This is a genomic window from Asticcacaulis sp. MM231 (genome assembly GCF_964186625.1).
Classification (GTDB): Bacteria; Pseudomonadota; Alphaproteobacteria; order Caulobacterales; family Caulobacteraceae; genus Asticcacaulis.
On sequence record NZ_OZ075108.1, the window covers coordinates 306,830 to 327,920 of the forward strand.

Genomic DNA, 21,091 nt, shown 5'->3' on the forward strand with positions numbered 1-21,091 from the left:
ATGCTGACACATCCAATCCACGACACACTCCAGGCGCTTGGCCTGACCGGCATGGCAAAAGGCTTCAAGGAGCTTGCCAATCAGCCGGAAGCTAACGGCCTCGACCATGCCGAATGGCTGGCAATATTGCTCGAGCAAGAGACCACATTGCGCCAGCAGAAGCGCTATGAAAGCCGAGCCAAAACCGCCAGGTTACGCCAGTCGGCCACCATCGAAGATGTCGACTACCGGGCTGCCAGGGGGCTGGACAAGTCCATGTTCCTGAAGCTCACCAGCGCAGACTGGATCCGACGAAAGCACAACCTGCTGATAACAGGGCCATGCGGGGTCGGTAAAAGCTGGCTTGCCTGTGCTCTCGGTCAGAAGGCCTGTCGGGAAGACATGTCTGTTGCCTATCACCGGGCATCTCGACTGTTTACGGCGCTCGCCCTGGCAAGGGCAGATGGACGCTACGCGAAGCTTCTGAAGCAAATCGCCCGCGTTGACCTGCTTATCCTCGACGACTGGGGCCCGGAGACCCTGACCTCAGATCAAAGGCGCGATCTGATGGAAATCGTCGAAGATCGCCACGAGGCAAAATCCATCATCGTCACCAGCCAGGTGCCGGTGGACCAATGGTATAAAATTATCGGAAATCCGACCCTGGCAGACGCCATACTCGATCGTCTCGTCCACAACGCCTACCGAATAGAACTCACAGGCGACAGCCTTAGAAAGAGGAAACCAGCACAGCCCGATACAGCCAGGGCTTGACCCAAACCACGAACCAAACAATCATGAATTACGACCCAACGAAATAAGCCAGGGGCGGCCGACTTCAAATCGGAACCATGGCCGGCTTCAAGTTGGAATGGGTGGCCGGCTTCAAGTCGGAATTAGTGGCCGACATCATCGGAATACGCAATCTGTGTTAAAAACAGTAATCAACTCCTTTGTTTCATCGGCTGGGTATCCTAAAACATAACCGACTACCATCACCCGAACGGGTGACTCAGCGAAAATTCGCGTCGCACTGGAGTTCGGCTTTGGATGGCCTGGTTTATGGGAGAGGCGTCGTTTTCGGCAATTTGTGAGAGGCAGGATAAAAGGGAGAGAGGTGCTTGGGGCTTTTCAGCGAAATTTATTCATATGTTTCAATTAGTTAAGTGCGTAAAGCGAGAGGTGCGCGGGGCCTATCGAGAGGTTTCCGGATGCTAAGCTCTTGTTTCTAATATGTATTTTGAGAGGTGCGGCTACACTTCAGGGGCAAATTTGTCCATCGCAAGGTAGGCGCCCTATTCTGCTTGGTTTACAGGCCTGCCATAGGCCTTTGGAGGGCCTGGCAGGCCTCTACCAGCAGCCTCGGACAAGAGGTGCAAGAGGTGCCTGGAAGGGCGCGTAAAGGGCTTGCGAGGCAACCCTGGCCTTTGCCGCGTTATTCCGAGGCATAGAGGCAACGAGTTGAGCAGTGAGCCTGTAAATCAAAGAAATAGAAAGAACATCGTAGAATTGGCGTGTTGCCATTTTCGACATCAAGCGCATGCTTCAAGGGTTGTCAGTAGAGGTGCAGAAATGCCTGAACTCAATTCCACGCCCGGAAAACTTGCCTATCGTATCGATGAAGCCGTTCAAGTTTCCGGCTTGGGGAGAACCTTCCTTTACGAATACATCGGCAGCGGCAAGCTTCCATCGATAAAGGTTGGCGGCCGGCGCTTAATTCTGCATGACGATCTGTTGGCATTCTTGAAAGGCACCTCGTCGCCAAGCCCCGCATCTACGAATGGCAAAGCATTGGAAGGCCGGAAAAGGTCTGCGGCTCGTTCTCAGGCGCCGCTACCGGGACAGATGGAATTCCCGTGGCCAAGAAGAGGATAGATATTCTGCCGCAAACGCGGCGCTGGCGATTTTGTCTAATATAAAGACGCTGCCGACACACCATACGCTGTAGCGTATAAACTCCTCATATACGCTACAGCGTATGGTGTGTCGGTAATCAGGGATAGGCAGAGACCGAAAGCTTTACCCCTAAGGCTTTCGTCATGGATATTCTTTGAGACGCCCTAGTATCCGCAACGCGTTGCCCTCGACACATGTACGTGCTTGCTCCACAAGGGGCGCGATAGCGCCGGGATGGCTGGCGACATGCTCATAGGTTCTAACGCCGGCGCCCACTATCGCGTCAACCAATTCCTTGACCCGCAGACGTGTCTGGCGAGGATTATAGCCTCCGGTCGCTGCTATGGCATCCCAATGTCGGGCCGCGACGTCTTCCGGCTTTCTTTTTTTACCGTCAATCTTCTGCGCGAAATTCTGGTTGACATGTGGCCAAGGCAGGACGGTTGAGACGTCGTACAAGGGGGCCAATGCCCGTTCGCTGGCCAACAGAAGCGAATAGTTCTTGGCATGGGCATCTGTGTTGGCGACGAGGATGTTGAAGATCAACTGATCAAGAAGCTTCAAACCGTCGCGTGATGGCAAATTCCGCCCCGTCGCCAGCAAGGTCGCTATCGTCGGACCAGGAACAGTGCCCGCCTCGTATTTGTTGACCGGAAAGACTCGATTCGCCTGAGCAAAATCCTCCTGATGTAGGCGTCTGATCTGACCGTCCTTGCGATAGGCACGATCATATCGCGCCACGGCCAGGGCATTTCGCGGGCCCGCTTTCAGGATGCTGACCTCTACTGTCTCAATGCCAATGGCTGCCGCCAGTGTCAGGCAATAAGCCTCGTTTTCGACGATACCTGGAATGCGATCATTGTCCGGCTTCACGATCAAGGTAGACGGCGCCCCGGTCTTGGGAATGGCCAGTATGTCGCCAGGCTTCGGCAACCCAAGGCGGGGCCGCCCCCCCGCATCCAGAACAGTCAATGTGGCCTTCTCTTGACCACCGGCCAAGGACAATCTTACCCCATCTTCCCCAGCCAGAAAGGGCCGCTCCTTCAGATCTGCGAAGTGACGCAAAAGCGCTGCCTCCGGATCTTCCAGTTGATAAAAAGTCTCCAGAGGCTCAAAGCGCCAGTCTTCGCGCAGAGACGGTGCACCGAAAGATAAGGCGCCGGCCGTGTCGCCACCGATTTCCCGCAAGATGGCGATCGTGTCCTTGCGATCGACGCCAATAGCACGCGCCAATGTTGCCAGTTGGCGTTCTTCCGGTAGCAGGTTGGCAAGCCAGGGATGGACGGTGTCCGGCGAATAAGTGTCGGCGGCAAGTGGCATCGTGAGGGAGATAGGAAAGGCGCCGCGTGACTCCGTCCAGCGCAGATCGTAGGCAAAGCTGATTGCTCCGTCGTTGTCGATCAACAGCTTGCCGACGGGAAACGCTTCATAAAAGACAGTGATCTCCTCGGACATCTTACATATCCAAATCGTATGGCGAAGTGTCGGGTTGCGCCGGCCGTTCGCTATGGGCAGAGACCGACGCTAGCAGATCATAAAGATCGCTGCGCAGGGCTTGCAGGATGCGTGTGATGGTAGACAGCTTGGGGTCACGATTGCCGTTTTCGAGATGCGACAAGGTGGCAATGCCTACACCAGACAAGCGAGACAACTCTTCCAGCTTGAGGTTCTTGGACAGGCGCAGGGCCCGTAAGGCGTGGCCCAGTTGCACCGGCAATGGATGGACGTCCGTCGATGAGGCCATGATGTCGCTCCTTTATCGTTAGCGATAAATAAGCCTATTTACATCAGGAAATCAAGGCCATTTATCGTCAGCGATAAATGATTGAGAAATTGAGCGGTGCGACGGTATATTTATCGTTGGCGATAAATGGTGTGGGGTAAGCCTATTTGAGATGAATTTTTATCGCCGGTGATAAATCACTACGGGCCGAGGTATATTCCACACTGTTAATCCGTACACTGATTAAGTTTGGTATTGCGGTCCGAATTTAGCTCCGCCGACAATCAGGCAGCAATCGAAAGCTTAACGCCTAAAGCCTTCGTAACTGCCAAAAGGGTCGAAAGCGTTGGATTGCCGTGTTCGCCAATAGCCTTATAGAGCGCGGCACGAGTGAGGGCCCGCACCTTGTGCGATCTCCTGAACGCCTTTGGCCCTTACAACATCATTCAAAGCTGCGCTGATGAGGTTCATATCGCCCTATTCAAACGCAGCCTGTAAGTAGGCGGCGATTGCTTCCTGTCCATCTAGGTAAGCAACAGAATCAAATGTGCGCGTAGTCTTTTTCATTGGGTTGCCCCGCGAAGCCGCTACGCCATCACCAAATGTCCGCGGGCGTCCGACCTCGGCGGCGAGACCGAGATTTGGACATCGCAGCCAAGGTCATTCAGAAATCGCATCAGCCTGTCGGTCGAATATCCTTCGAGACGGCCGTTGATAATGGATGACACTTTAGGCTGATCAATACGCAAAATTTTGGCAGCTTGGGCTTGGGTGAGCTTCCGCGCCTTGATCGCACTTCTGATATGAAGCGCCAGATTAGCTTTCGCTAGCACTACTTTGGCAGAAAATGAATTTTGAGGATTCCCCCGGCTGACATTGCGTGATTCATAGAGAGCCAGCTTTAAGGAGACTGGCGATGTCGGAACATTGGCGCGTAGATTTGGAAGATTGGTTGACGCCCTTCCTGGTGGCCTTGCGGCATAAGACCCGGATGCGGCTGTGCCCTGCCTATATTGCAGGCCTGATTGGCCCGGGTGACCGCAAGAGTGTCCAGCCGATGGCCGCCCGCGATGGCGAGTTTGGCTATGACCAACTCCATCATTTTGTCTCTGACGGCGTTTGGGAAAGTGGACCGCTTGAAGCCGTTCTCCTGAAGGAGGCCGACCGTCTGGTGGGGGATGATGCCGGTTATCTTGTCATCGATGACACGGCGCTGCCGAAAAAGGGCAGCCATTCGGTTGGCGTGGCGGCGCAATATGCTTCCTCGCTTGGCAAGACGTCCAACTGCCAGTCGCTTGTTTCGGTGACGCTGGCATCGCGCGAAGTGCCTGTGATGGTGGGCCTGCGCCTGTTCTTGCCCGAGAGTTGGACGAATGATGTCGCGCGGATGAACCGGGCTCGGGTCCCGCAAGAATGCCAGGTTGCCCTGACAAAGCCGGAGATCGCCATTGAGGAAATTGATCGTGTTATAGCCTCTGGGGCCCGGTTCGGGTGCGTGCTGGCCGATGCTGGCTATGGGTCAAGCGGGCCGTTCCGCGAGGCCCTGAGCAAGCGCGACCTGTTGTGGGCCGTCGGCATATCACGGCGTCAGAATGTGTATCAGGCAGACGTCGGCCTAATCTTCCCGGAAGCGGCAACCGGAAGGCGGCGCAAATACCATGTCCCTGACGATGTTGCTGTCTCTGCCGAAAAGATGTTGGCTGATGGGAAATGGAAGAAAGTAAGTTGGCGGCGCGGAACCAAAGGCAAGCTGAACTGCCAGTTTGCCGCTTGCCGCGTTCGGGTCGCAGATGGCCACAGGCATCGTATGAGCGACGGTCGTGTCCAAGCCATGCCTGGCGAGGAGGAGGTCTGGCTGGTCGGGGAAAGGCGTTCAACCGGAGAACAGAAATACTACCTGTCAAACCTGCCTGCCGACGCCCCCCTCAAGATGCTAGCCGCGGCTATCAAGGCAAGGTGGATCTGCGAACAGGCACATCAGCAACTCAAGGAAGAGCTTGGGCTTGATCACTTCGAAGGCAGGTCATGGACCGGTTTGCACCGACATTGTCTAATGGCGATGATCGCTTTTGCATTTCTCCAATCCCGCCGCCTCAAAGCAGCGGGACGAAAAAAAAGAGTTGGGGGGCCACCGCCTCAGCCGACAATGCCCGCCATCCGCCAGGCCATTCTCGACCTCTTCATGCGACCGCCACCAAGGCGCTGTCCCCACTGTGACAAACGCCTCGCCGAGCCCGCCAAGAATAATATGCCAAAGTAGTGCTAGTGTTGTGACTTCTAACGCCTGTCGCCCCCTGGCGACCTTTTCAAGAATGTCTGTAGCGGATTTGGTCCAAACGAAGGGCTTTGGATCGGCGTTGTGATGATCGAGATAGTCTTGAATTGCGCCTTCGAGTTCGGCGACACTCTTGAACACGCCGCAGCGGATGCGATCGCCTGTTATCAAGCCGAAAAAGCGTTCGACCTGATTGAGCCAGGACGCCGAAGTGGGGGTGAAATGCATGTGGAAGCGAGGATGTTTGGCCAGCCATGCTTTGACCGCCGGATGCTTATGGGTGGCATAGTTGTCGGCGATCAGGTGCAGGTCGAAGCCCTTGGGCGTGCTGCGGTCGATGAGTCGAAGGAATTTGAGCCATTCCTGGTGCCGATGACGTTTCATGCATTCGCCGATCACCCTGCCGGTGGCGACATCGAGGGCGGCGAACAGTGTCGTCGTGCCATGCCGCTTATAGTCGTGGGTCATCGTTCCCGCCCGCCCCTTCTTCATTGGCAGGCCCGGTTGGGTGCGGTCCAGCGCCTGGATCTGTGACTTCTCATCGACCGAGAACACCAGTGCCCGGTCCGGCGGATCAAGATAGAGACCGACGACGTCCGTCACCTTCTCGACGAACTGCTTGTCGTTCGACAGTTTGAACGTCTTGGTCAAATGGGGCTTGAGCCCATGCGCGCTCCAAATGCGCTGTACGCTGGTGTGGCTCAGACCCACCGCCTTGGCAAGCGTGCGCGCGCTCCATTGCGTGGCAGCCGGTGGCTTCTGTCGCAGCGTCATCTCGACCACACGCGCAATGACTTCGGCGCTCAACGGCGTCTTACGGCCAGGCCGGGTCGCGTCGCGCCCAAGCCCATCGACACCCTGCTCAAGATAACGATCGCGCCAGCGGTAGGCCGTCTTCTTGGTCTTGCCCAGCGTCCGCACAATCGACGCCAAACTCGCCGCGTCCGCCCACATCAGCACGATCCGCGCACGCCAAACAAGCTTCTGCGGCGTGTTCCGGTCCGCCACCCAACCTTCCAACCGCACCCGAGCCTCAGGCGACAGCAACAGCCTTTTGTCCATGTCCATCGACACAAACTCGCATATTTGCAAGATCAAGGGAATCCATCCGTTGATTCCGCAACACTAGGAGGTCGTCGGCATCTGCCAAGCCCAAGTCTGCGAACACATTTCCGCTGCTGGAAGTCTTTGTCATGTCAGAGTCGTCGGTCATTGTGGCGGCGCAGGATTATCGTTCATAGTCATATGCCAGATTTAGTAATAAAATGTAAGGGCACATTCCCAGAACTGGGAATATTTGACGGATCAACTTTTCGGGCGCCCGCTCTTCAGCTCATCCAGGTAATCAGACCACCATTGTGCCATGCGTACTCGTTCATCCCAATGCCGCCCCCTGTGGTAAATTGCCCTGACGGTGTCACTGCCTTGGTGTGCAAGCCCGCGTTCGATTGCATCGGCAGACCAAAGGCCAAACTCGTTCAACAACGTGCTGGCCGTGCTTCGGAAGCCATGGGAGGTCATTTCGCCGGAACCAAACCCCATTCGGCGTAAAGCGGCATTCAACGTGTTTTCGGCCATTGGCTTTTGCCAATCGCTCACCGCTGGAAATACGAACTTGCTTCTGCTTCGATATTTCTCTGCCTCGGCCAAGATGCCCAACACTTGGGTAGACAGTGGGACGGCGTGGTCGTTCCTCATTTTCATCTTTGGCCCAGGAATTCGCCAAACGGCCTTCTTCAGATCGAATTCATCCCATTCCGCGTGTCGTAGCTCTCCAGGTCTTACAAAAACATGAGGGAGCATCCTAAGAGCCAGCGGACTCAGGCCGTGGCCACGATAGCCGTCAATCGCTCGCAGAAGTCGGCCAACATCCTTAGGGTCAATGAGCGCTGCGTGGTGCTTGACCTTGGGAGCGATAAGCGCTTCCCCCAGATCGGCGGCGGGATTGAAACGGCAGCGCCCAGTTATCACGGCATATCTGAAAACTCTGGCAGCGAATGCTCTTACCCGCTTGGCCGTCTCATGATTGCCAAGCTTCTCAATTTTTTTAATGGCGACAAGAAGTTCGACCGGCTCGATTTCTGCCACAGGTCGAGGCCCGATGTCCTTTTCGAGCAAAGAATTAAACCAACGCAGCTTGATCATAGTAGCTTCGGCCATACCATCCTGTTCACGCTTCACAACGAATTCGTCGGCGATGGCTTTGAAGGTAGTCGCCGCCACAAGGGCGGCAGTTTCGATCTTACGCTTCTTGTCAGCCGCAGGGTCTGTACCTTGGGCGAGAAGCGAGCGCGCCTCGTCACGGCGCTGCCGCGCCATTTTCAAACTGATATCAGGGTATGTGCCGAGTGATAGCTGTTGCTCCTTCCCATTAAAACGATACTTGAAGCGCCAGAGTAGGCCCCCTGAAGGTTTGACGATGACAAAGAGTCCACCCTCGTCATGCAGCTTGAATTGGGTTGAGAGCGGCTTTGCATTGCGCAGAGCGGTGTCGGAAAGTGCCATGGTGTTTGTCCAAAAACTAGGACCGAACCGTCAGAAGTGACCCCCAAAGTGACCCCCAAGGGTCGCGAATGCGGGCGCACAACGGCGGACGGAGATGAACTCAACGCCTTATAAGTAGTACATTTTAAAGGGTTTTTCAAACTTCGCTGAACTTCAGCGAACAACCTAATGGTGCCCAGGAAAGGACTCGAACCTTCACGGCCGTTAAGCCACTGGCACCTGAAGCCAGCGCGTCTACCAATTCCGCCACCTGGGCACTTACTTAGGTGGTAGTCCCCGCCGATCTCTCAGCGAAGGCGGCGACCTATAGGGGGAAAGTTTTGCTCGGTCAACGCTTTTGATGCGACTTTTCACAAAAGTTTTTCAAGCCGCTCTCTAAAGGCATTGCCTCAACAAAAACCTTGCGTTATCGAGAGGTTCACGCAAGCAGCCTTAGTGATTGAGTCTCCCGCTCAGGCGCGATGGTGGTCAGCAGAGTATGAAGGATAAGATCATGGCGAATATGGTCACGGTTTTCGGTGGTTCGGGTTTTCTCGGCAAGCAGGTGGTGCGGGCTCTGGCAAAGCAAGGCTGGCGCGTGCGTGTCGCGGTACGCAAACCGACCTTCGCCTACGACCTGAAGCCACTCGGTGACGTTGGCCAGATTCAGGTCATCCGTTGCGATGTGCGCAAGGAAGCCGATATCGCCCGCGCCCTCGAAGGCGCCTCCGCCTGCGTCAATCTTGTTGGCATCCTGTACCAGACCGCAGGTGTCAGCTTTGACGCCGTGCACCGCCAGGCCAGCGCCTTGATGGCGGATATATGTAAAGCCAAGGGCATCCGCAATTTTGTGCAGGTGTCGGCGATCGGCGCGAACCCGGACGCAGCTTCGAAATACGCCTCGACCAAGGGTAAGGCTGAAGCCGCAGTAAAGGCCGCTATTCCTTCAGCGGTTATTCTGCGCCCCAGTATCATGTTCGGCGCCCAGGATGGTTTCTTCACCTCACTGGCCGGCCAGATCAAGATGTTCCCCGTTATGCCGGCGATCGGTGGCGCCAACACGAAATTCCAGCCGGTCTATGTCAATGACGTGGCCAGCGCCGTGGCGCGCACGCTCGGCAAGACGGAATATTATGGCCAGACCTTTGAACTGGGCGGACCGGAAGTTTTCGCTTTCAAGGACCTCATCAAGTATGTCGGCCATGAGATCATGACGCCGCGCCCGCTGGTGTGGATGCCTTTCATTGCCGCGCGCGCGATCGGTGTCATCGGCGATATCCAGGCCTGGGCCAAGGCTATAGTGCCGGTCATAGCCGCGCCTATCCTGACCACCGATCAGGTACTTCTGCTGGCGAACGATAATGTTGTGGCGTCGGACGCCAAGGGCCTCAAGGATTTAGGCATTTCTGCCACGGCGGTGGAATCGATCGTGCCGACCTACCTGTGGCGCTTCCGCAAGAATGGTCAGTTCGCCGTGCCTGTTCAGGCCTGATGACATTCGCCTTATAGGATAGAACTTCCTTAACCATAGGATGTGACTCTTCGAATAATAGCGTTATTGATTCGAGGGTTTTCTTATGAAACTATCCATCGGGCACAAGTTGTTCGCTGCATCGCTTGTGTTTGTCGTCGCTATGGGCAGTTTCGTCCTTGGCGCCTGGTACTCTCTCGAACATCTGCGCAAATTGCAGGATGGCGGCATGACGCTGGCGCGGACATCTGCCTCAGCGCAGCAATTGGCCGGTCAGGGCGCGGTACTTTACCAGATTATCGCGGACGGTGAAATCAATCACCATCTTGACCAGACGCGCACCGACTGGACCGCTGAGAAGACGCATACAGAGGCGCTTTTCACTTATATGCGTAAGGAACTGACCCATGCTGATGAAAAGGCGCTGCTCGATAAAGCCTACAGCGCCTATAAAATCTATGTCGATGATTTTGAGCTGCGCATGCTGCCGGCCCTGAAGGCCAATACAGAGATGACGCAGGATATCCGCCATCTCGATGGCGTGGTGGATGAGGCGTGCGTCAAAATGGTCGAGCCCCTGGCGGCTCTTGCCAAGCTGGCCAGTGATAAAGCGGCGGCTTCTGATGCTCAGTTCGACAGCCTGTCCAAGCAGATCCTCATAATCGGCACGATGATCGGAGTGCTGGCCCTTCTGGCGGGCAGTGTCATTAATTTCCTGGTCGTCCGACATATTTCACAGCCGCTGAAAACCCTCTCGCACATGCTGCATAAGCTGGTGAGCGGCGATACGGTCGCCAGCGTGCCCTATGAGCAGCGTCGCGATGAGGTGGGCGAGATCGCCCATGCTGTTTCTGCCTTCCGCTACAATATCGAGGTGGTCAAGCGTCTGGAAAGCGAGCAGGTCGCCGTCCGCGCCAAGCTGGAGCGCGATAACGAAAACGCCCTTCAGGTGCTGACAAGCGCCGAGACGTTCGAGCGCCAGATCAAGGCGGTGGCGTCGCGCGTCGGGCAGACATCGCAAGCCCTCAATACGGCGGCTGGCAGCCTCGATCATGCGGCGCGCGAAGCTGACCAGCGTTCGGCGTCCATGGCCAGTTCCACGTCGCAATCCTCCAGCAACATGCAGGCCGTTGCCTCGGCGACGGAGGAGTTGGCCACGTCGATCAACGAGATCAGCCGCCAGGTCGAGGAAACGACGGTCATGACGCTGGCCGCTACTGAACAGGCGCGCAGGACGACGCAGACGGTCGATAACCTGTCGCATGCCGCGGCCAGGATCGGCGAGGTGGTGGCGCTCATTCAGGACATCGCCGCCCAGACGAACCTGCTGGCGCTTAATGCCACCATCGAAGCGGCTCGGGCCGGTGTGGCGGGAGCGGGTTTCGCGGTGGTGGCCGGGGAGGTCAAGAACCTGTCGGCGCAGACCTCGCGCGCCACCAATGAGATCCGCGACCATATTTCGTCGATGCAGGTGGTGACCGAGGAGACGGTTGAGGCCATCCGTTCGATCAGCCACACCATCGAGCGTATCAATGGCGTCACCACGTCGATCGCGGCGCGTGTGACGCAGCAGAGCGTAGCCACGGCAGATATTGCCAATAATGTGGCGCAGGTGGCCAGTGGCGCCGATACGATCAATGCCGACCTGGTGCAGGTGTCGCGGGCTTCTCAAATCACGACGGAAACCTCGGCGCAGGTGCTTGAAGGTGCCGGCAGCCTGGGTGAGCAGGTTAAGGCGATGTCAGAGGAGGTTGATACCTTCCTGGGGCTGATCCGCGTGGCGGCGTAAACCTATGGGGTTTGGGGTCTGTGGCCCCAAGTCTTTTTCTCTTTTCAAAAGAAAAACCCGGCCTTTTGGGCCGGGGTTTTCTTTTGAAAAAGGTAAGGTTTGTGGGGTCGCGGACCCCACGCCCCAAATCCTTAGTGCGCCATACCGAACCACCACACCAGGCCGCCGACACCCACCACGATACGCCACAAGGCGAAGAAGCCGTAACCACGCTTCTGCACGAAGGTGATGAAGGGCTTGATGACCAGTAGGGCCGAGATAAACGCCACCGCGAAGCCAATGGCGATGAAGCTGTACTGATCGCTGGTGAGCAGCTTGTGGCTGTCGGCGAACTCCATCACGAAGGCACCCAGCATGGTCGGGATGGCGAGGAAGAAGGAAAATTCAGCCCCGGCCCGCTTATCCACCTTGCAGACCATGGCGCCGATCAGGGTCGACCCCGAGCGCGACATGCCGGGGATGATGGCCAGACACTGAAACAAACCGATGATCAGCGAGGTTTTGAGGTCAAGCTTCATCGAGTTGTCGCTGGTTGGCGCCGGGCCGTACTTATCGACGGCCCACAGCGCGATACCGCCCACGATCAGCGCGATGCAAATAATGGGTATATTATCGAACAAGGCCGCCAGAAGCCCGGATTTCTTGATAATCACGCCGAAGACGACGGCGGGAATGAAAGCGATGATGACGCTGAGAGCGAAACGGCGCGATTCCTCAGAGGTCGGAAGGGTAATGACCGCCTTCCATAGCCGGGCAAAATACAGCACGACGACGGCCAGGATTGCGCCCAACTGGATCATGACGGTGAAGTTGCCGCCGGGATCGCTGAACCCCAGCAATTTTTCAGAAATGAGCAGGTGCGCGGTGGAGGACACGGGAAGGAACTCCGTGAGTCCTTCGATCAGACCCAGAAGCGCTGCCAACAGATAATGCATAGGAAAATCCCTTTAATTCCAAGGTGCGCTTACCTTGACTCAGCGCACCTGGCAAGGGCAAGGCCCGCCCGAGCTTATGCGAGGAGCCATGTGGCGTCTGAGCTGAAAACAATTGATACCTAGTGCACTTCCTGCAGGATGTGAACCAAAATTTTGCGCCGCAACATCCTAGGCTTGCGGGTGTACGCCGATGTAGCGTAGGCGGGCTTTGGGCGAAGCGCCGGTCTGCATCTGCTCGATGGCGTGGGCCAGCCAGCCCGCGCTGCGGCTGAGCCCATAGAGCGTTACAGGTGCTTCACGCGGCAGGTCGAGGTGGCGGCCGATCAGGGCCAGGGCCAGCGACATGCCGACGCTCTGGCCGGTCAGGTCTTCCCCGACGCGCAGGATGGCTTTCAGGTCTTCGCCCATATGCGGTGCGGCGTTGATCAGGTCGTAAGCCCGCAAGGTTTCCGAAGGCGACGGGTCTTTCTCAAAGCCCGGCAGCTCAAGGCCCTTTTCCAGCAGCGACTTGGCCAGCGACAGCGGATTGCCGCTGCGGCGGACGGCTGTGACGTAGGACTCCGCCCGCGAGATACGGCCGCCTAGTTTGGGGCCTGTCAGGGTGGCGAAGCCCGACATCAGCGGGATGGCGAGTGGGCCCATGGTGGCGGCTGAGACGCGCACCGCCAGGGTTGCTTCATCGAGGTTGGTGTCGGCGCACAGGACAAGGGCGCGTCGCAGCAGATCGACATCCTTGGCGTCATAGACCTTCCATGCACGCGCCAGGCGCTGGTGAAAGAACAGGCGCGGTCCGCCATTGGTAACCGAATCGAACATCTCGTTGAGGAGGCTGGCGGCTTCCGTGCCCAGATCACGTGACGAATTGATGTCGGACAGGGCGTCTTCTTCCAGGCGGCGGCTTAGCATGGAGAGCACGCGGGTGCGCGGCCCGCCGGGGAAGTTGACATCGGGGCGGGGCTTGAGCGGGCCGAACGGATTGCTGGTCTCGGCGCGCCACAACAGCGCCGCCACGGCCTCGAAATTCTCGCTGGCGGCAAGGCTGACGATATCGCGGCCGCGGATGTAGTGGTGGCCATCAATGGTTATGGCGATTTCGGTATCGATGGCTGCTTCGCCGCGTGTGATGGTTCCGCCGGAAAGGCTTTGCAGAGGACGGTCTGCAGGCGTGGCGCTGCCGTGTGCGGTGCGGGCGAGGCGGCCGGGTGCGCGGCGCGACAGGCGCTCGACATCATCGAGGGCGTAGAGGCTCATGCGCGGATGCGAGGGGTCGCTCTTGGCGGCTATGCGCTGTCGGCTGACATAGGCATAGAGGGTTTGCGGCTTGACATCGAGACGCTTGAGCGCCTCGGTTCGGCTGATCCATACGCGCGACATAGTAAGACCCTGTAATTTAGAACGAAAAGACAGCTACCATTTATCAAGATTGATTATTGAATCCGGTTTACATCTATATACCGCAAACACCAAGGCGCATTTACCAATTGTTAACACGTTTTTCGCGCACGGTTTCGTGACTCCTTCGCCTTTGACGTGCGGACTTTGCACTCAGGCGTCTAAGTGATAAGGCTTGGCGCATGTCGAGCCCTGTCAAATCCGATCATCCTCATCTCGTGCCCAAGGGGCCGGCCTTTCATCGCCTTCTGCTGCAAAACTTGGCACCGGAAAGCCTTGTGCTGCTGGCGTCCTCCGCGTCGGTGCTCGTGGCCTGCGTTATGGTCGCCATGAAGGGCGTCACACTCTATGTCTCCGGCTCGCAGTCGATTCTGGCCTCGCTGGCCAATTCCGGCCTTGATCTGCTCGCCTCGGTCATCACCTTCGCCGCTGTGCGCTATGCCAAGTCGCCGCCTGACAAGGAGCATCCGTTCGGTCATGGCAAGGCGGAAGCTTTCAGCGCGCTGTTTCAGGCAGCGCTGGTCTTCGCCTCGGCGGCCATCATCATGCAGTCGTGCCTGCACCATCTGCAGCATCCCGAACCTATCCAGCAATCAGGTCTGGCGATCGGCGTGCTGGTCCTCTCTATCGCCCTGACGCTCGGCCTGGTCGCCTTGCAAAACCGCGTGCTGAAGGACAGTCAGTCGGTCGCCATTTCGGCCGACCGCATGCACTATGTCACCGATCTGGTCAGCAATGGCGTGGCGCTGATCGGTGTCGTGCTGGCCGTACTCGGTATGGGTTATATGGACGCCATCGCCGGTTTCCTGATGGCCGCCTGGTTCATCTGGGGCGCCGTGCAGGTGTTGCGCGAAGCCGCCGATCACCTGATGGACCGTGCCCTCGATGACGGCGACCTTGAGCGTGTACGCGTGTTGATTTTGGCCGATCCGCAGGTACTGGGCGTCCACCAGTTGCGCACCCGCCTGACCGGCCCCTACATCCTTATTCAGGCCCATGTCGAAATGGCGCCGGACCTGACATTAGATGCGGCCCACCAGATCATTATCGCCGCTGAGAAGCGCCTGCTGGATGCCTTTCCCAATGCCGATATCCTGATCCATCCCGATCCCCAGGGGCTGGCCGAGGCGCACGGTGGTATTTTCAGTGAAGAACACCCGGTAATCTAGGCTCCGGCGGCACGCGGGCTTTGACTTGAACGCTCCGAATAAGGCATAAGCGATCTAATGACTTCCTATTCGCGCCAGCTCTACCATTTCGCCTTCGACCCCCATTCGCGGTTGATCCGCCTTGCCTTGGGTGAGAAAAAGCTGAGCTTTGAAGAGACCCTGGTGCGTTACTGGGAGCCGGACGACACCATCATCCGGCTCAATCCGTCAGGGCTTTTGCCGATCCTGGTCGAGATGCCTGAGCAGGAGTCCGGTGGCCAGACGCACCGCATCTGCGAGGATCGCGCCATTATGGAGCACCTCGAAGAAGCCTATCCTGAAATCCGGCTGTGGCCCGCCAACACCAACGAACGCGCCGAGGCGCGCCGTCTCGTCGGCTGGTTCGAGCGCAAGTTCGACTATGAGGTCAATGCGCTGCTGCTGCACGAAAAGATGGAAAAGCGCCTGATGGGCGGCGGCGTGCCGGATATTCCCGCCATGCGCGCTGGCCGCGAAGCGCTGAAAGATCACCTGCGCTATTTCGAGAGCCTGTTGGCGGTGCGCAACTGGCTGGCCGGCGGCACGATCTCCTATGCCGATTTCGCCTGCGCCGGACAGCTGAGCATCCTAGACTATTTCGACGAGGTGAACTGGACGCGTTATCCGCACCTCAAGACCTGGTACATGGTCATGAAGTCGCGTCCGTGTTTCCGGCCGCTGCTCAATGACAAGCTGCCCGGCATGGCGCCCTCGGCGCACTACAAAGAACTCGATTTCTAAGGGCATGACCCTCGCTGACGCCATTCGCACAGAGGCGCATAGCTTGGGGTTCAGCGCCGTGCGCTTCGCGGCCCTACCGGAGGTATGGGCGGCATCCGAACGGCTCAAAGTGTTCGTAGAGGCCGGTTTTCACGGTGATATGCGCTGGATGGAAGAGACGCTGGAGCGTCGCCAGCATCCGCAAAATATGTGGCATGGTGCGAAATCGGCGCTGGTGCTCGGCTATAATTATGGTCCTGACAGCGATCCGCTCGAACTGCTGGACGAGACGGAGATTGCCAATATCAGCGTCTATGCCCGCGGCGACGATTATCACGACCTCATCAAGAAAAAGCTCAAACACCTGGCCGGCTGGATCGTCAATGAAACGGGCTGCGAGCTTAAGGTCTTTGTCGATACCGCCCCTCTGATGGAAAAGCCGCTGGCGGCGCTGGCTGGTATCGGTTGGCAGGGCAAGCATACCAATGTGGTGTCGCGGGAGTTTGGCTCGTGGCTGTTCTTAGGCGTCATCCTGCTCGATCGCGTGATCGCCGATGATGCGCCGGAACGCGATCATTGCGGTTCCTGTCAGGCCTGTCTCGATATATGCCCGACGCAGGCCTTCGTCGGGCCTTATCGCCTCGATGCGCGCAAGTGTCTGTCGTATCTGACCATCGAATATCGCGGGCCCTGGCCGGAAACCTATCGCCGCGCCATGGGCAATCGCATCTATGGCTGTGATGATTGCCTTGCTGCCTGTCCCTGGAACAAGTTCGCGCAGGCCACGCACGAGACCAAGCTGCAGGCGCGTCAGGGTTTTGATAATCTCAAGCTGACCCATCTGGCCGGGCTCGATGATGCGTCTTTCCGGACGCTGTTTTCCAAGTCGCCGATCAAGCGTATCGGGCGCGAGTTGTTTCTAAGGAACGTTAATTATGCGATGGGAAATCATTTCCGAAAAACGGGTAGTGCTGAGGTGGAAACGGCTCTGCGCAAGGGTATGACCGATGAAAATCCGGTGGTGCGTGGCGCAGCGATCTGGGCGCTGAAGCAAGGACTAAGCATGGCGTCTTTTGTAGCGATCCGTTCTGAGGCAAGCGTTTGCGAGTGCGATAATAGTGTTTTGGCGGAATGGGAGGGGCGGTATGACTGAGGCTCTACCAGCGACTTTCACCCTCATCACCCTGAGCTACAGGTCAGGGGATAATATCGCGCCCTGCCTGGCCGCCATGACGGCGCAGGATGCTGATATCATCCATGCCGATAATGGCGGCGATCTCGACATGGCCGCCCTGGCCCTTAAGTTCCCGGCCGTGCGCCAGATCGCCAATCCGATAAATCTCGGTTTTGCCGTCGGCATGAATCGTGCTGCCGCCCAAAGCCAAGCGGACTGGATCGGGCTGATCAACCCGGATGCCTTTCTGGATGCCGACTGGTTAAAGTCCATGAAGGCCGCCATTGCAGGTCATCCCGATGTCCGTATCTTCACCTCGCTGCAATTGGACGCGGAGCATCCCGACCGGCTCGATGGCGCCGGTGACGCCATGAGTTTCTTCGGCTTTCCCTATCGCGCCGGTATCGGACACGCCGTGCCGCCGCATATGGATATCGCCGAGGTGTTCGCACCGTGCGGCGCCGCCATGCTGATCCGCCGCGACCTGTGGCAGCAGCTTGGCGGCTTTTATGAATCCTTCTTCTGCTATTGCGAGGACGCCGATCTTGGCTTCCGCGCCCGTCTGCTCGGGGAGCGATGCCTGTTTGTGCCGCAAGCCATCGTGCGGCATATCGGTTCTGCCAGTCTCGGTGTACGTTCCGATTTCGCCCTCTACCACGGCTATCGCAACCGCCTGTGGCTCTACGCCCGGAACATGCCGTTTTGCCTGCTCATCGCCACCTTGCCGATCCATATTGGTATGACCCTGATCGTGGCGTTGAAAGACGTGCTCAAAGGCAAGGGGCGCCTTGTTTTCCGCGCGCTTCGCGATAGCGTTCTGGGCCTAAGACCAATCCTTGTGGATCGAAAACTTATTCAGAAAACCCGACAGATAGGCCCTTTACGGCTGGCCAAAAGCTTGACATGGAGTCTCGTGAAAATTGCCACGCGCGCCATCGACCACAGGAAGATAACATGACCGCTCTCGACGCTTTGAAAACCCAGGCTGCCGCCGATGCCGACAGCAAAATCGTTGACCAGTTCAAGGCCGATCCTGACCGCCTGTCGCGCATGAGCCTCGATGTCGCGGGCATCTTTGTCGATGTGTCGAAGCAGAGCTGGTCGAAGGCCGGTTTCGACAGCGCCGTCGCCCTGTTCGAGCAGGCGGGCCTCGTGGAAGCGCGCGACCGGATGTGGACCGGCAAGGAGATCAATGTCTCCGAAGGCCGTGCCGTGCTGCACGTTGCCCTGCGCGATTCCGACGCGGAAAACCAGCGTCTTCGCGGCGCGGAGATCACTTCCGACGTCAAGACCGCCCGCGACGCCATGAAAGCCTACGCTGATGGTATCCGCGCCGGCACCATTACCGGCGCGTCCGGCAAAAAGTTCAGGACCATCGTCCATATCGGCATCGGCGGCTCCGATCTCGGCCCGCGACTTGTCTTCCAGGGTCTGGCGCCGTTGCAGCCCGAAATCGACGTGCGCTTCGTCGCCAATGTCGACGGCTCCGAACTGGCGCTCGCTCTGGCAGGTCTTGACCCGTCCGAGACCCTTGTCATCGCCGTTTCCAAGACCTTCACCACGCAGGAGACGCTCGCTAACTTCCTGGCCGCGCGCGACTGGCTGATCAAGGCGCTGGGCGAAGAGGCGGCATCGAAGCACCTTGCAGCTGTTTCGGCCGCACCGGACAAGACCGGCGCCTTCGGCATTCCGGCCGATCGCGTTTTTGGTTTCAAGGATTGGGTCGGCGGCCGCTATTCGCTGTGGTCGGCCGTCTCGCTGTCGCTGATCATTGCGCTCGGTTACGATATCTATGAGCGTCTGCTTGCCGGCGCGCACGAGATGGACCAGCACTTCCTGAGCGCGCCGTTTGCGCAAAACGCCCCGATCCTGCTGGCGGCTGCGCAACTTTATAACCGCATCGGCCTTGATCGTCCGAGCCGCGCTGTCATCCCCTACGTCCATCGCCTGCGCCGCCTCGCCGCCTTCCTGCAACAGTTGGAAATGGAATCGAACGGCAAGCGCACCTCGCCGACCGGCGAAGTTCTCGAAACAAAGACTTGCCCGGTTGTCTTCGGCGACGAAGGCACCAATGCCCAGCACGCCTTCTTCCAGATGTTGCACCAGTCGGAAGACGTGGTGCCGCTCGAACTGATCGCCGTGCAGCACAATCCTGAGGCCACGCCGGACATGCAGCAAAAGCTGTTGTCCAACATCATCGCGCAGGGCGAGGCCTTCATGGTCGGCAAGTCGCTGGAAACCTCAGTGGCCGAATGTGAAAAGCTGGGCTTCGACGCGGCCCGCACCGCGCAGATCGCGCCGCAAAAGGTCTGCCCCGGCAACAAGCCGTCGACCACGGTGCTGCTCAACGAACTGACCCCCGAAACCCTGGGTGCGCTGCTCGCGCTTTATGAGCACAAGACCTTTGCCGAAGGCATCGTGCTGGGTCTGAACAGCTTCGACCAATGGGGCGTCGAACTCGGCAAGACCCTCGGCGTCAATGTGCTAAAGGATATCACCGGCGACGTCATCGCTGCGCACGACCCCTCGACGACCGCGCTGATCAAGCGCATCAAGGGGTAAGTGGTAACAGCAAATTCACTTGGCCTTTGCCCACTGTATGCTGCATAAACGAGCAGCAAGCAGGGGGACATCATGGCTATATCGCGTCGCGGACATCTGAAAAGCTGGCTGGCAATAGCCGTAGCGGCCGGTATTGGCGGTAGCGTCCATGCCGCCGGAAGTTCGCTCATCGGCACGTGGTCCGGCAAGCTGTCGATCGGTTCTGCGTCCTTGCGCCTGCGCTTTATCGTGACCGACGACAAGACCGCCAAGGTGATCAGTCTTGATCAGGGCAATGCCGAGATCCCCGCCGATGGCATTATGCTCGAAGGCGACACACTCACCCTGACCTTCACCGCCATTAAGGCGCGCTTTGAGGGGCGGCTCAAGGATGCCGACCACATCGAGGGCACCTTTACCCAGATGAACCAGCCCCGGCTGTTATCCCTGCACCGTGGTGAGGTCATCGAAGAGAGTGGCGCCGCTGAGCCCCTGACGCTTGCGCTGCTACAAGGTCTGCGCGCCAAGGCCCAGACGCCGGCCATGGGCGCGGCATGGAAACGCACAGACGGTCCGCTTATTCTCGTCGATGGGCTACGCTCATCGGAAAGCACACAAGCGGTTACGGCGGAGGATCAGTGGCACTGGGGATCGATCACCAAGTCTATGACGGCGACCCTGGTGGCGCGGCTGGTCGAGGCTGGCGTGGTGACCTGGCAAACCAGCGTCGGCTCGGTGTTGGGCGCCAAGGTGCCCGATATGCACGCCGCTTACAAAGACGCCACCTTTCTGCACCTGCTGAGCCTTCGTGCCGGTTTGCAGCCCAATATCGACGTCCTGCATCTCGCCGGCTATGTGCGCGATCCGCTGCCGGACGTTAAGCCAGAGCGTCTGAATTATGCGACGGAAGCCCTGGCGCAGGCACCGGTCGGGCCGCTGGCCGCGCAAATGGTCTATAGCAACAATGGCTATATCGTCGTCGGGGTCATGCTCGAAACGGTCACCGGGCAGGCGTGGGAAGACCTGATTAAAAACTATGTGTTTGAGCCTTTGCAATTGTCCTCAGCGGGTTTCGGCGCGCCGGGTCATCCCGGTCTGATCGACCAGCCGCTGGGCCATATCGCTGCGGGTGAAAAGCGTAAGCCGGCGCTGGTTGGCCCAGGTTTGGTCAACGACAATCCGGTGGCGCTCGGACCGGCGGGGCGCGTCCATATGAGCCTGCGCGATATGGTCGCCTATCTCTGCGCCCATCGTGACCAGCCAGGCGCCTTCCTCAAGCCTGCGTCATGGCGGACCCTGCATACGCCGCCCTTCGGTGGTAATTACGCGCTGGGCTGGATCGTGCGGCCTGGTGGCGCCTTGTGGCACAATGGCTCCAACACGGTTTGGTATGGCGAAATACTGGTCGATAAAAAGGCCGGTGTGGTTTGCGCCGTCGTCGCCAATGATGCCGGTCCCGCTACGCAACAAGCGGTCGGCACGGCCTTGCTCGACGCGCGTGCTGCGGCGCTGTCTAACTGAACAG

At 58.2% G+C, this 21,091-nt stretch carries 15 protein-coding genes, 1 tRNA gene and 2 pseudogenes; 11 read left to right on the plus strand and 7 right to left on the minus strand.

What is annotated here, in order from left to right; all coding sequences use genetic code 11:
- Together istB and ABQ278_RS01445 are read left to right on the plus strand one after the other, a co-directional pair.
- Entirely contained in the window at positions 1 to 753 is a 753-nt protein-coding gene (gene istB, locus ABQ278_RS01440) for an IS21-like element helper ATPase IstB (protein WP_349320874.1), read from the plus strand.
- A 798-nt stretch (positions 754 to 1,551) separates the two neighbouring features.
- A complete protein-coding gene (locus ABQ278_RS01445; RefSeq protein ID WP_349320875.1) occupies positions 1,552 to 1,854 on the plus strand; it encodes a helix-turn-helix domain-containing protein in 303 nt (100 codons plus the stop codon).
- 162 nt (positions 1,855 to 2,016) lie between these two features.
- Here ABQ278_RS01445 and ABQ278_RS01450 read toward each other — a convergent pair whose 3' ends face one another.
- Together ABQ278_RS01450 and ABQ278_RS01455 are read right to left on the minus strand one after the other, a co-directional pair.
- Positions 2,017 to 3,330, minus strand: a complete 1,314-nt coding sequence (locus tag ABQ278_RS01450; RefSeq protein ID WP_349320876.1) for a type II toxin-antitoxin system HipA family toxin — start codon at positions 3,328 to 3,330, stop codon at positions 2,017 to 2,019.
- Position 3,331: 1 nt separating this feature from the next.
- Positions 3,332 to 3,619 (minus strand): helix-turn-helix transcriptional regulator, encoded by a 288-nt coding sequence (locus ABQ278_RS01455; RefSeq protein WP_349320877.1) that lies wholly within the window; start codon positions 3,617 to 3,619, stop codon positions 3,332 to 3,334.
- 895 nt (positions 3,620 to 4,514) lie between these two features.
- Between ABQ278_RS01455 and ABQ278_RS01460 the strand changes: the two are divergent.
- Positions 4,515 to 5,717 (plus strand): annotated as a pseudogene (locus ABQ278_RS01460) (IS701 family transposase); the annotation flags it as partial.
- 159 nt (positions 5,718 to 5,876) lie between these two features.
- On the opposite strand, the pseudogene ABQ278_RS01465 reads toward ABQ278_RS01460, so the two are convergent.
- The 3 genes and pseudogenes from ABQ278_RS01465 to ABQ278_RS01475 all read right to left on the minus strand — a co-directional run.
- Positions 5,877 to 6,941: pseudogene (locus ABQ278_RS01465) on the minus strand (IS630 family transposase); the annotation flags it as partial.
- Positions 6,942 to 7,178: 237 nt separating this feature from the next.
- Positions 7,179 to 8,378, minus strand: a complete 1,200-nt coding sequence (locus ABQ278_RS01470; RefSeq protein WP_349320878.1) for an integrase arm-type DNA-binding domain-containing protein — start codon at positions 8,376 to 8,378, stop codon at positions 7,179 to 7,181.
- 169 nt (positions 8,379 to 8,547) lie between these two features.
- Positions 8,548 to 8,634 (minus strand) — tRNA-Leu (locus ABQ278_RS01475).
- 237 nt (positions 8,635 to 8,871) lie between these two features.
- Between ABQ278_RS01475 and ABQ278_RS01480 the strand changes: the two genes are divergently transcribed.
- Positions 8,872 to 9,849, plus strand: a complete 978-nt coding sequence (locus ABQ278_RS01480) for a complex I NDUFA9 subunit family protein (protein WP_349320879.1) — start codon at positions 8,872 to 8,874, stop codon at positions 9,847 to 9,849.
- Between the two features lie 85 nt (positions 9,850 to 9,934).
- Positions 9,935 to 11,617, plus strand: a complete 1,683-nt coding sequence (locus tag ABQ278_RS01485; RefSeq protein WP_349320880.1) for a methyl-accepting chemotaxis protein — start codon at positions 9,935 to 9,937, stop codon at positions 11,615 to 11,617.
- A 131-nt stretch (positions 11,618 to 11,748) separates the two neighbouring features.
- Here the strand turns inward: ABQ278_RS01485 and ABQ278_RS01490 are convergent, their stop codons facing one another.
- Together ABQ278_RS01490 and ABQ278_RS01495 are read right to left on the minus strand one after the other, a co-directional pair.
- A complete protein-coding gene (locus ABQ278_RS01490; protein WP_349320881.1) occupies positions 11,749 to 12,552 on the minus strand; it encodes an undecaprenyl-diphosphate phosphatase in 804 nt (267 codons plus the stop codon).
- A 168-nt stretch (positions 12,553 to 12,720) separates the two neighbouring features.
- The gene (locus ABQ278_RS01495; protein ID WP_349320882.1) at positions 12,721 to 13,926 is read right to left on the minus strand and encodes a citrate/2-methylcitrate synthase; all 1,206 of its coding nucleotides are present in this window, start codon (positions 13,924 to 13,926) and stop codon (positions 12,721 to 12,723) included.
- A 200-nt stretch (positions 13,927 to 14,126) separates the two neighbouring features.
- Between ABQ278_RS01495 and ABQ278_RS01500 the strand changes: the two genes are divergently transcribed.
- The 6 genes from ABQ278_RS01500 (at position 14,127) to ABQ278_RS01525 (ending at position 21,087) form a co-directional block, all read left to right on the plus strand.
- On the plus strand, positions 14,127 to 15,113 hold the full coding sequence (locus tag ABQ278_RS01500; RefSeq protein WP_349320883.1) for a cation diffusion facilitator family transporter: 987 nt from the start codon (positions 14,127 to 14,129) through the stop codon (positions 15,111 to 15,113).
- A gap of 57 nt (positions 15,114 to 15,170) precedes the next feature.
- Positions 15,171 to 15,872, plus strand: coding sequence for a glutathione S-transferase family protein (locus ABQ278_RS01505; RefSeq protein WP_018081787.1), 702 nt, complete (start codon positions 15,171 to 15,173; stop codon positions 15,870 to 15,872).
- A 4-nt stretch (positions 15,873 to 15,876) separates the two neighbouring features.
- A complete protein-coding gene (gene queG / locus ABQ278_RS01510; RefSeq protein WP_349320884.1) occupies positions 15,877 to 17,004 on the plus strand; it encodes a tRNA epoxyqueuosine(34) reductase QueG in 1,128 nt (375 codons plus the stop codon).
- Entirely contained in the window at positions 16,997 to 17,983 is a 987-nt protein-coding gene (locus tag ABQ278_RS01515; RefSeq protein ID WP_349320885.1) for a glycosyltransferase family 2 protein, read from the plus strand. Before queG ends, ABQ278_RS01515 begins: the two co-directional genes overlap by 8 nt.
- On the plus strand, positions 17,980 to 19,587 hold the full coding sequence (gene pgi / locus ABQ278_RS01520) for a glucose-6-phosphate isomerase (protein WP_349320886.1): 1,608 nt from the start codon (positions 17,980 to 17,982) through the stop codon (positions 19,585 to 19,587). The genes ABQ278_RS01515 and pgi overlap by 4 nt, the downstream gene beginning before the upstream one ends.
- Before the next feature lie 72 nt (positions 19,588 to 19,659).
- Positions 19,660 to 21,087, plus strand: coding sequence for a serine hydrolase domain-containing protein (locus ABQ278_RS01525; RefSeq protein ID WP_349320887.1), 1,428 nt, complete (start codon positions 19,660 to 19,662; stop codon positions 21,085 to 21,087).
- Positions 21,088 to 21,091: the final 4 nt, after the last annotated feature.

Excerpts from the sequence above, each read along its gene's own strand:
- ABQ278_RS01455 (WP_349320877.1), bottom strand. The coding sequence starts at position 3,619 with ATGGCCTCATCGACGGACGTCCATCCATTGCCGGTGCAACTGGGCCAC.
- ABQ278_RS01450 (WP_349320876.1), bottom strand. The coding sequence starts at position 3,330 with ATGTCCGAGGAGATCACTGTCTTTTATGAAGCGTTTCCCGTCGGCAAG.
- ABQ278_RS01515 (WP_349320885.1), top strand. The coding sequence starts at position 16,997 with ATGACTGAGGCTCTACCAGCGACTTTCACCCTCATCACCCTGAGCTAC.
- istB (WP_349320874.1), top strand. The coding sequence starts at position 1 with ATGCTGACACATCCAATCCACGACACACTCCAGGCGCTTGGCCTGACC.
- ABQ278_RS01505 (WP_018081787.1), top strand. The coding sequence starts at position 15,171 with ATGACTTCCTATTCGCGCCAGCTCTACCATTTCGCCTTCGACCCCCAT.
- ABQ278_RS01495 (WP_349320882.1), bottom strand. The coding sequence starts at position 13,926 with ATGTCGCGCGTATGGATCAGCCGAACCGAGGCGCTCAAGCGTCTCGAT.
- ABQ278_RS01500 (WP_349320883.1), top strand. The coding sequence starts at position 14,127 with ATGTCGAGCCCTGTCAAATCCGATCATCCTCATCTCGTGCCCAAGGGG.
- ABQ278_RS01480 (WP_349320879.1), top strand. The coding sequence starts at position 8,872 with ATGGCGAATATGGTCACGGTTTTCGGTGGTTCGGGTTTTCTCGGCAAG.
- ABQ278_RS01485 (WP_349320880.1), top strand. The coding sequence starts at position 9,935 with ATGAAACTATCCATCGGGCACAAGTTGTTCGCTGCATCGCTTGTGTTT.
- ABQ278_RS01470 (WP_349320878.1), bottom strand. The coding sequence starts at position 8,378 with ATGGCACTTTCCGACACCGCTCTGCGCAATGCAAAGCCGCTCTCAACC.
- ABQ278_RS01490 (WP_349320881.1), bottom strand. The coding sequence starts at position 12,552 with ATGCATTATCTGTTGGCAGCGCTTCTGGGTCTGATCGAAGGACTCACG.
- ABQ278_RS01525 (WP_349320887.1), top strand. The coding sequence starts at position 19,660 with ATGGCTATATCGCGTCGCGGACATCTGAAAAGCTGGCTGGCAATAGCC.
- queG (WP_349320884.1), top strand. The coding sequence starts at position 15,877 with ATGACCCTCGCTGACGCCATTCGCACAGAGGCGCATAGCTTGGGGTTC.
- ABQ278_RS01445 (WP_349320875.1), top strand. The coding sequence starts at position 1,552 with ATGCCTGAACTCAATTCCACGCCCGGAAAACTTGCCTATCGTATCGAT.
- pgi (WP_349320886.1), top strand. The coding sequence starts at position 17,980 with ATGACCGCTCTCGACGCTTTGAAAACCCAGGCTGCCGCCGATGCCGAC.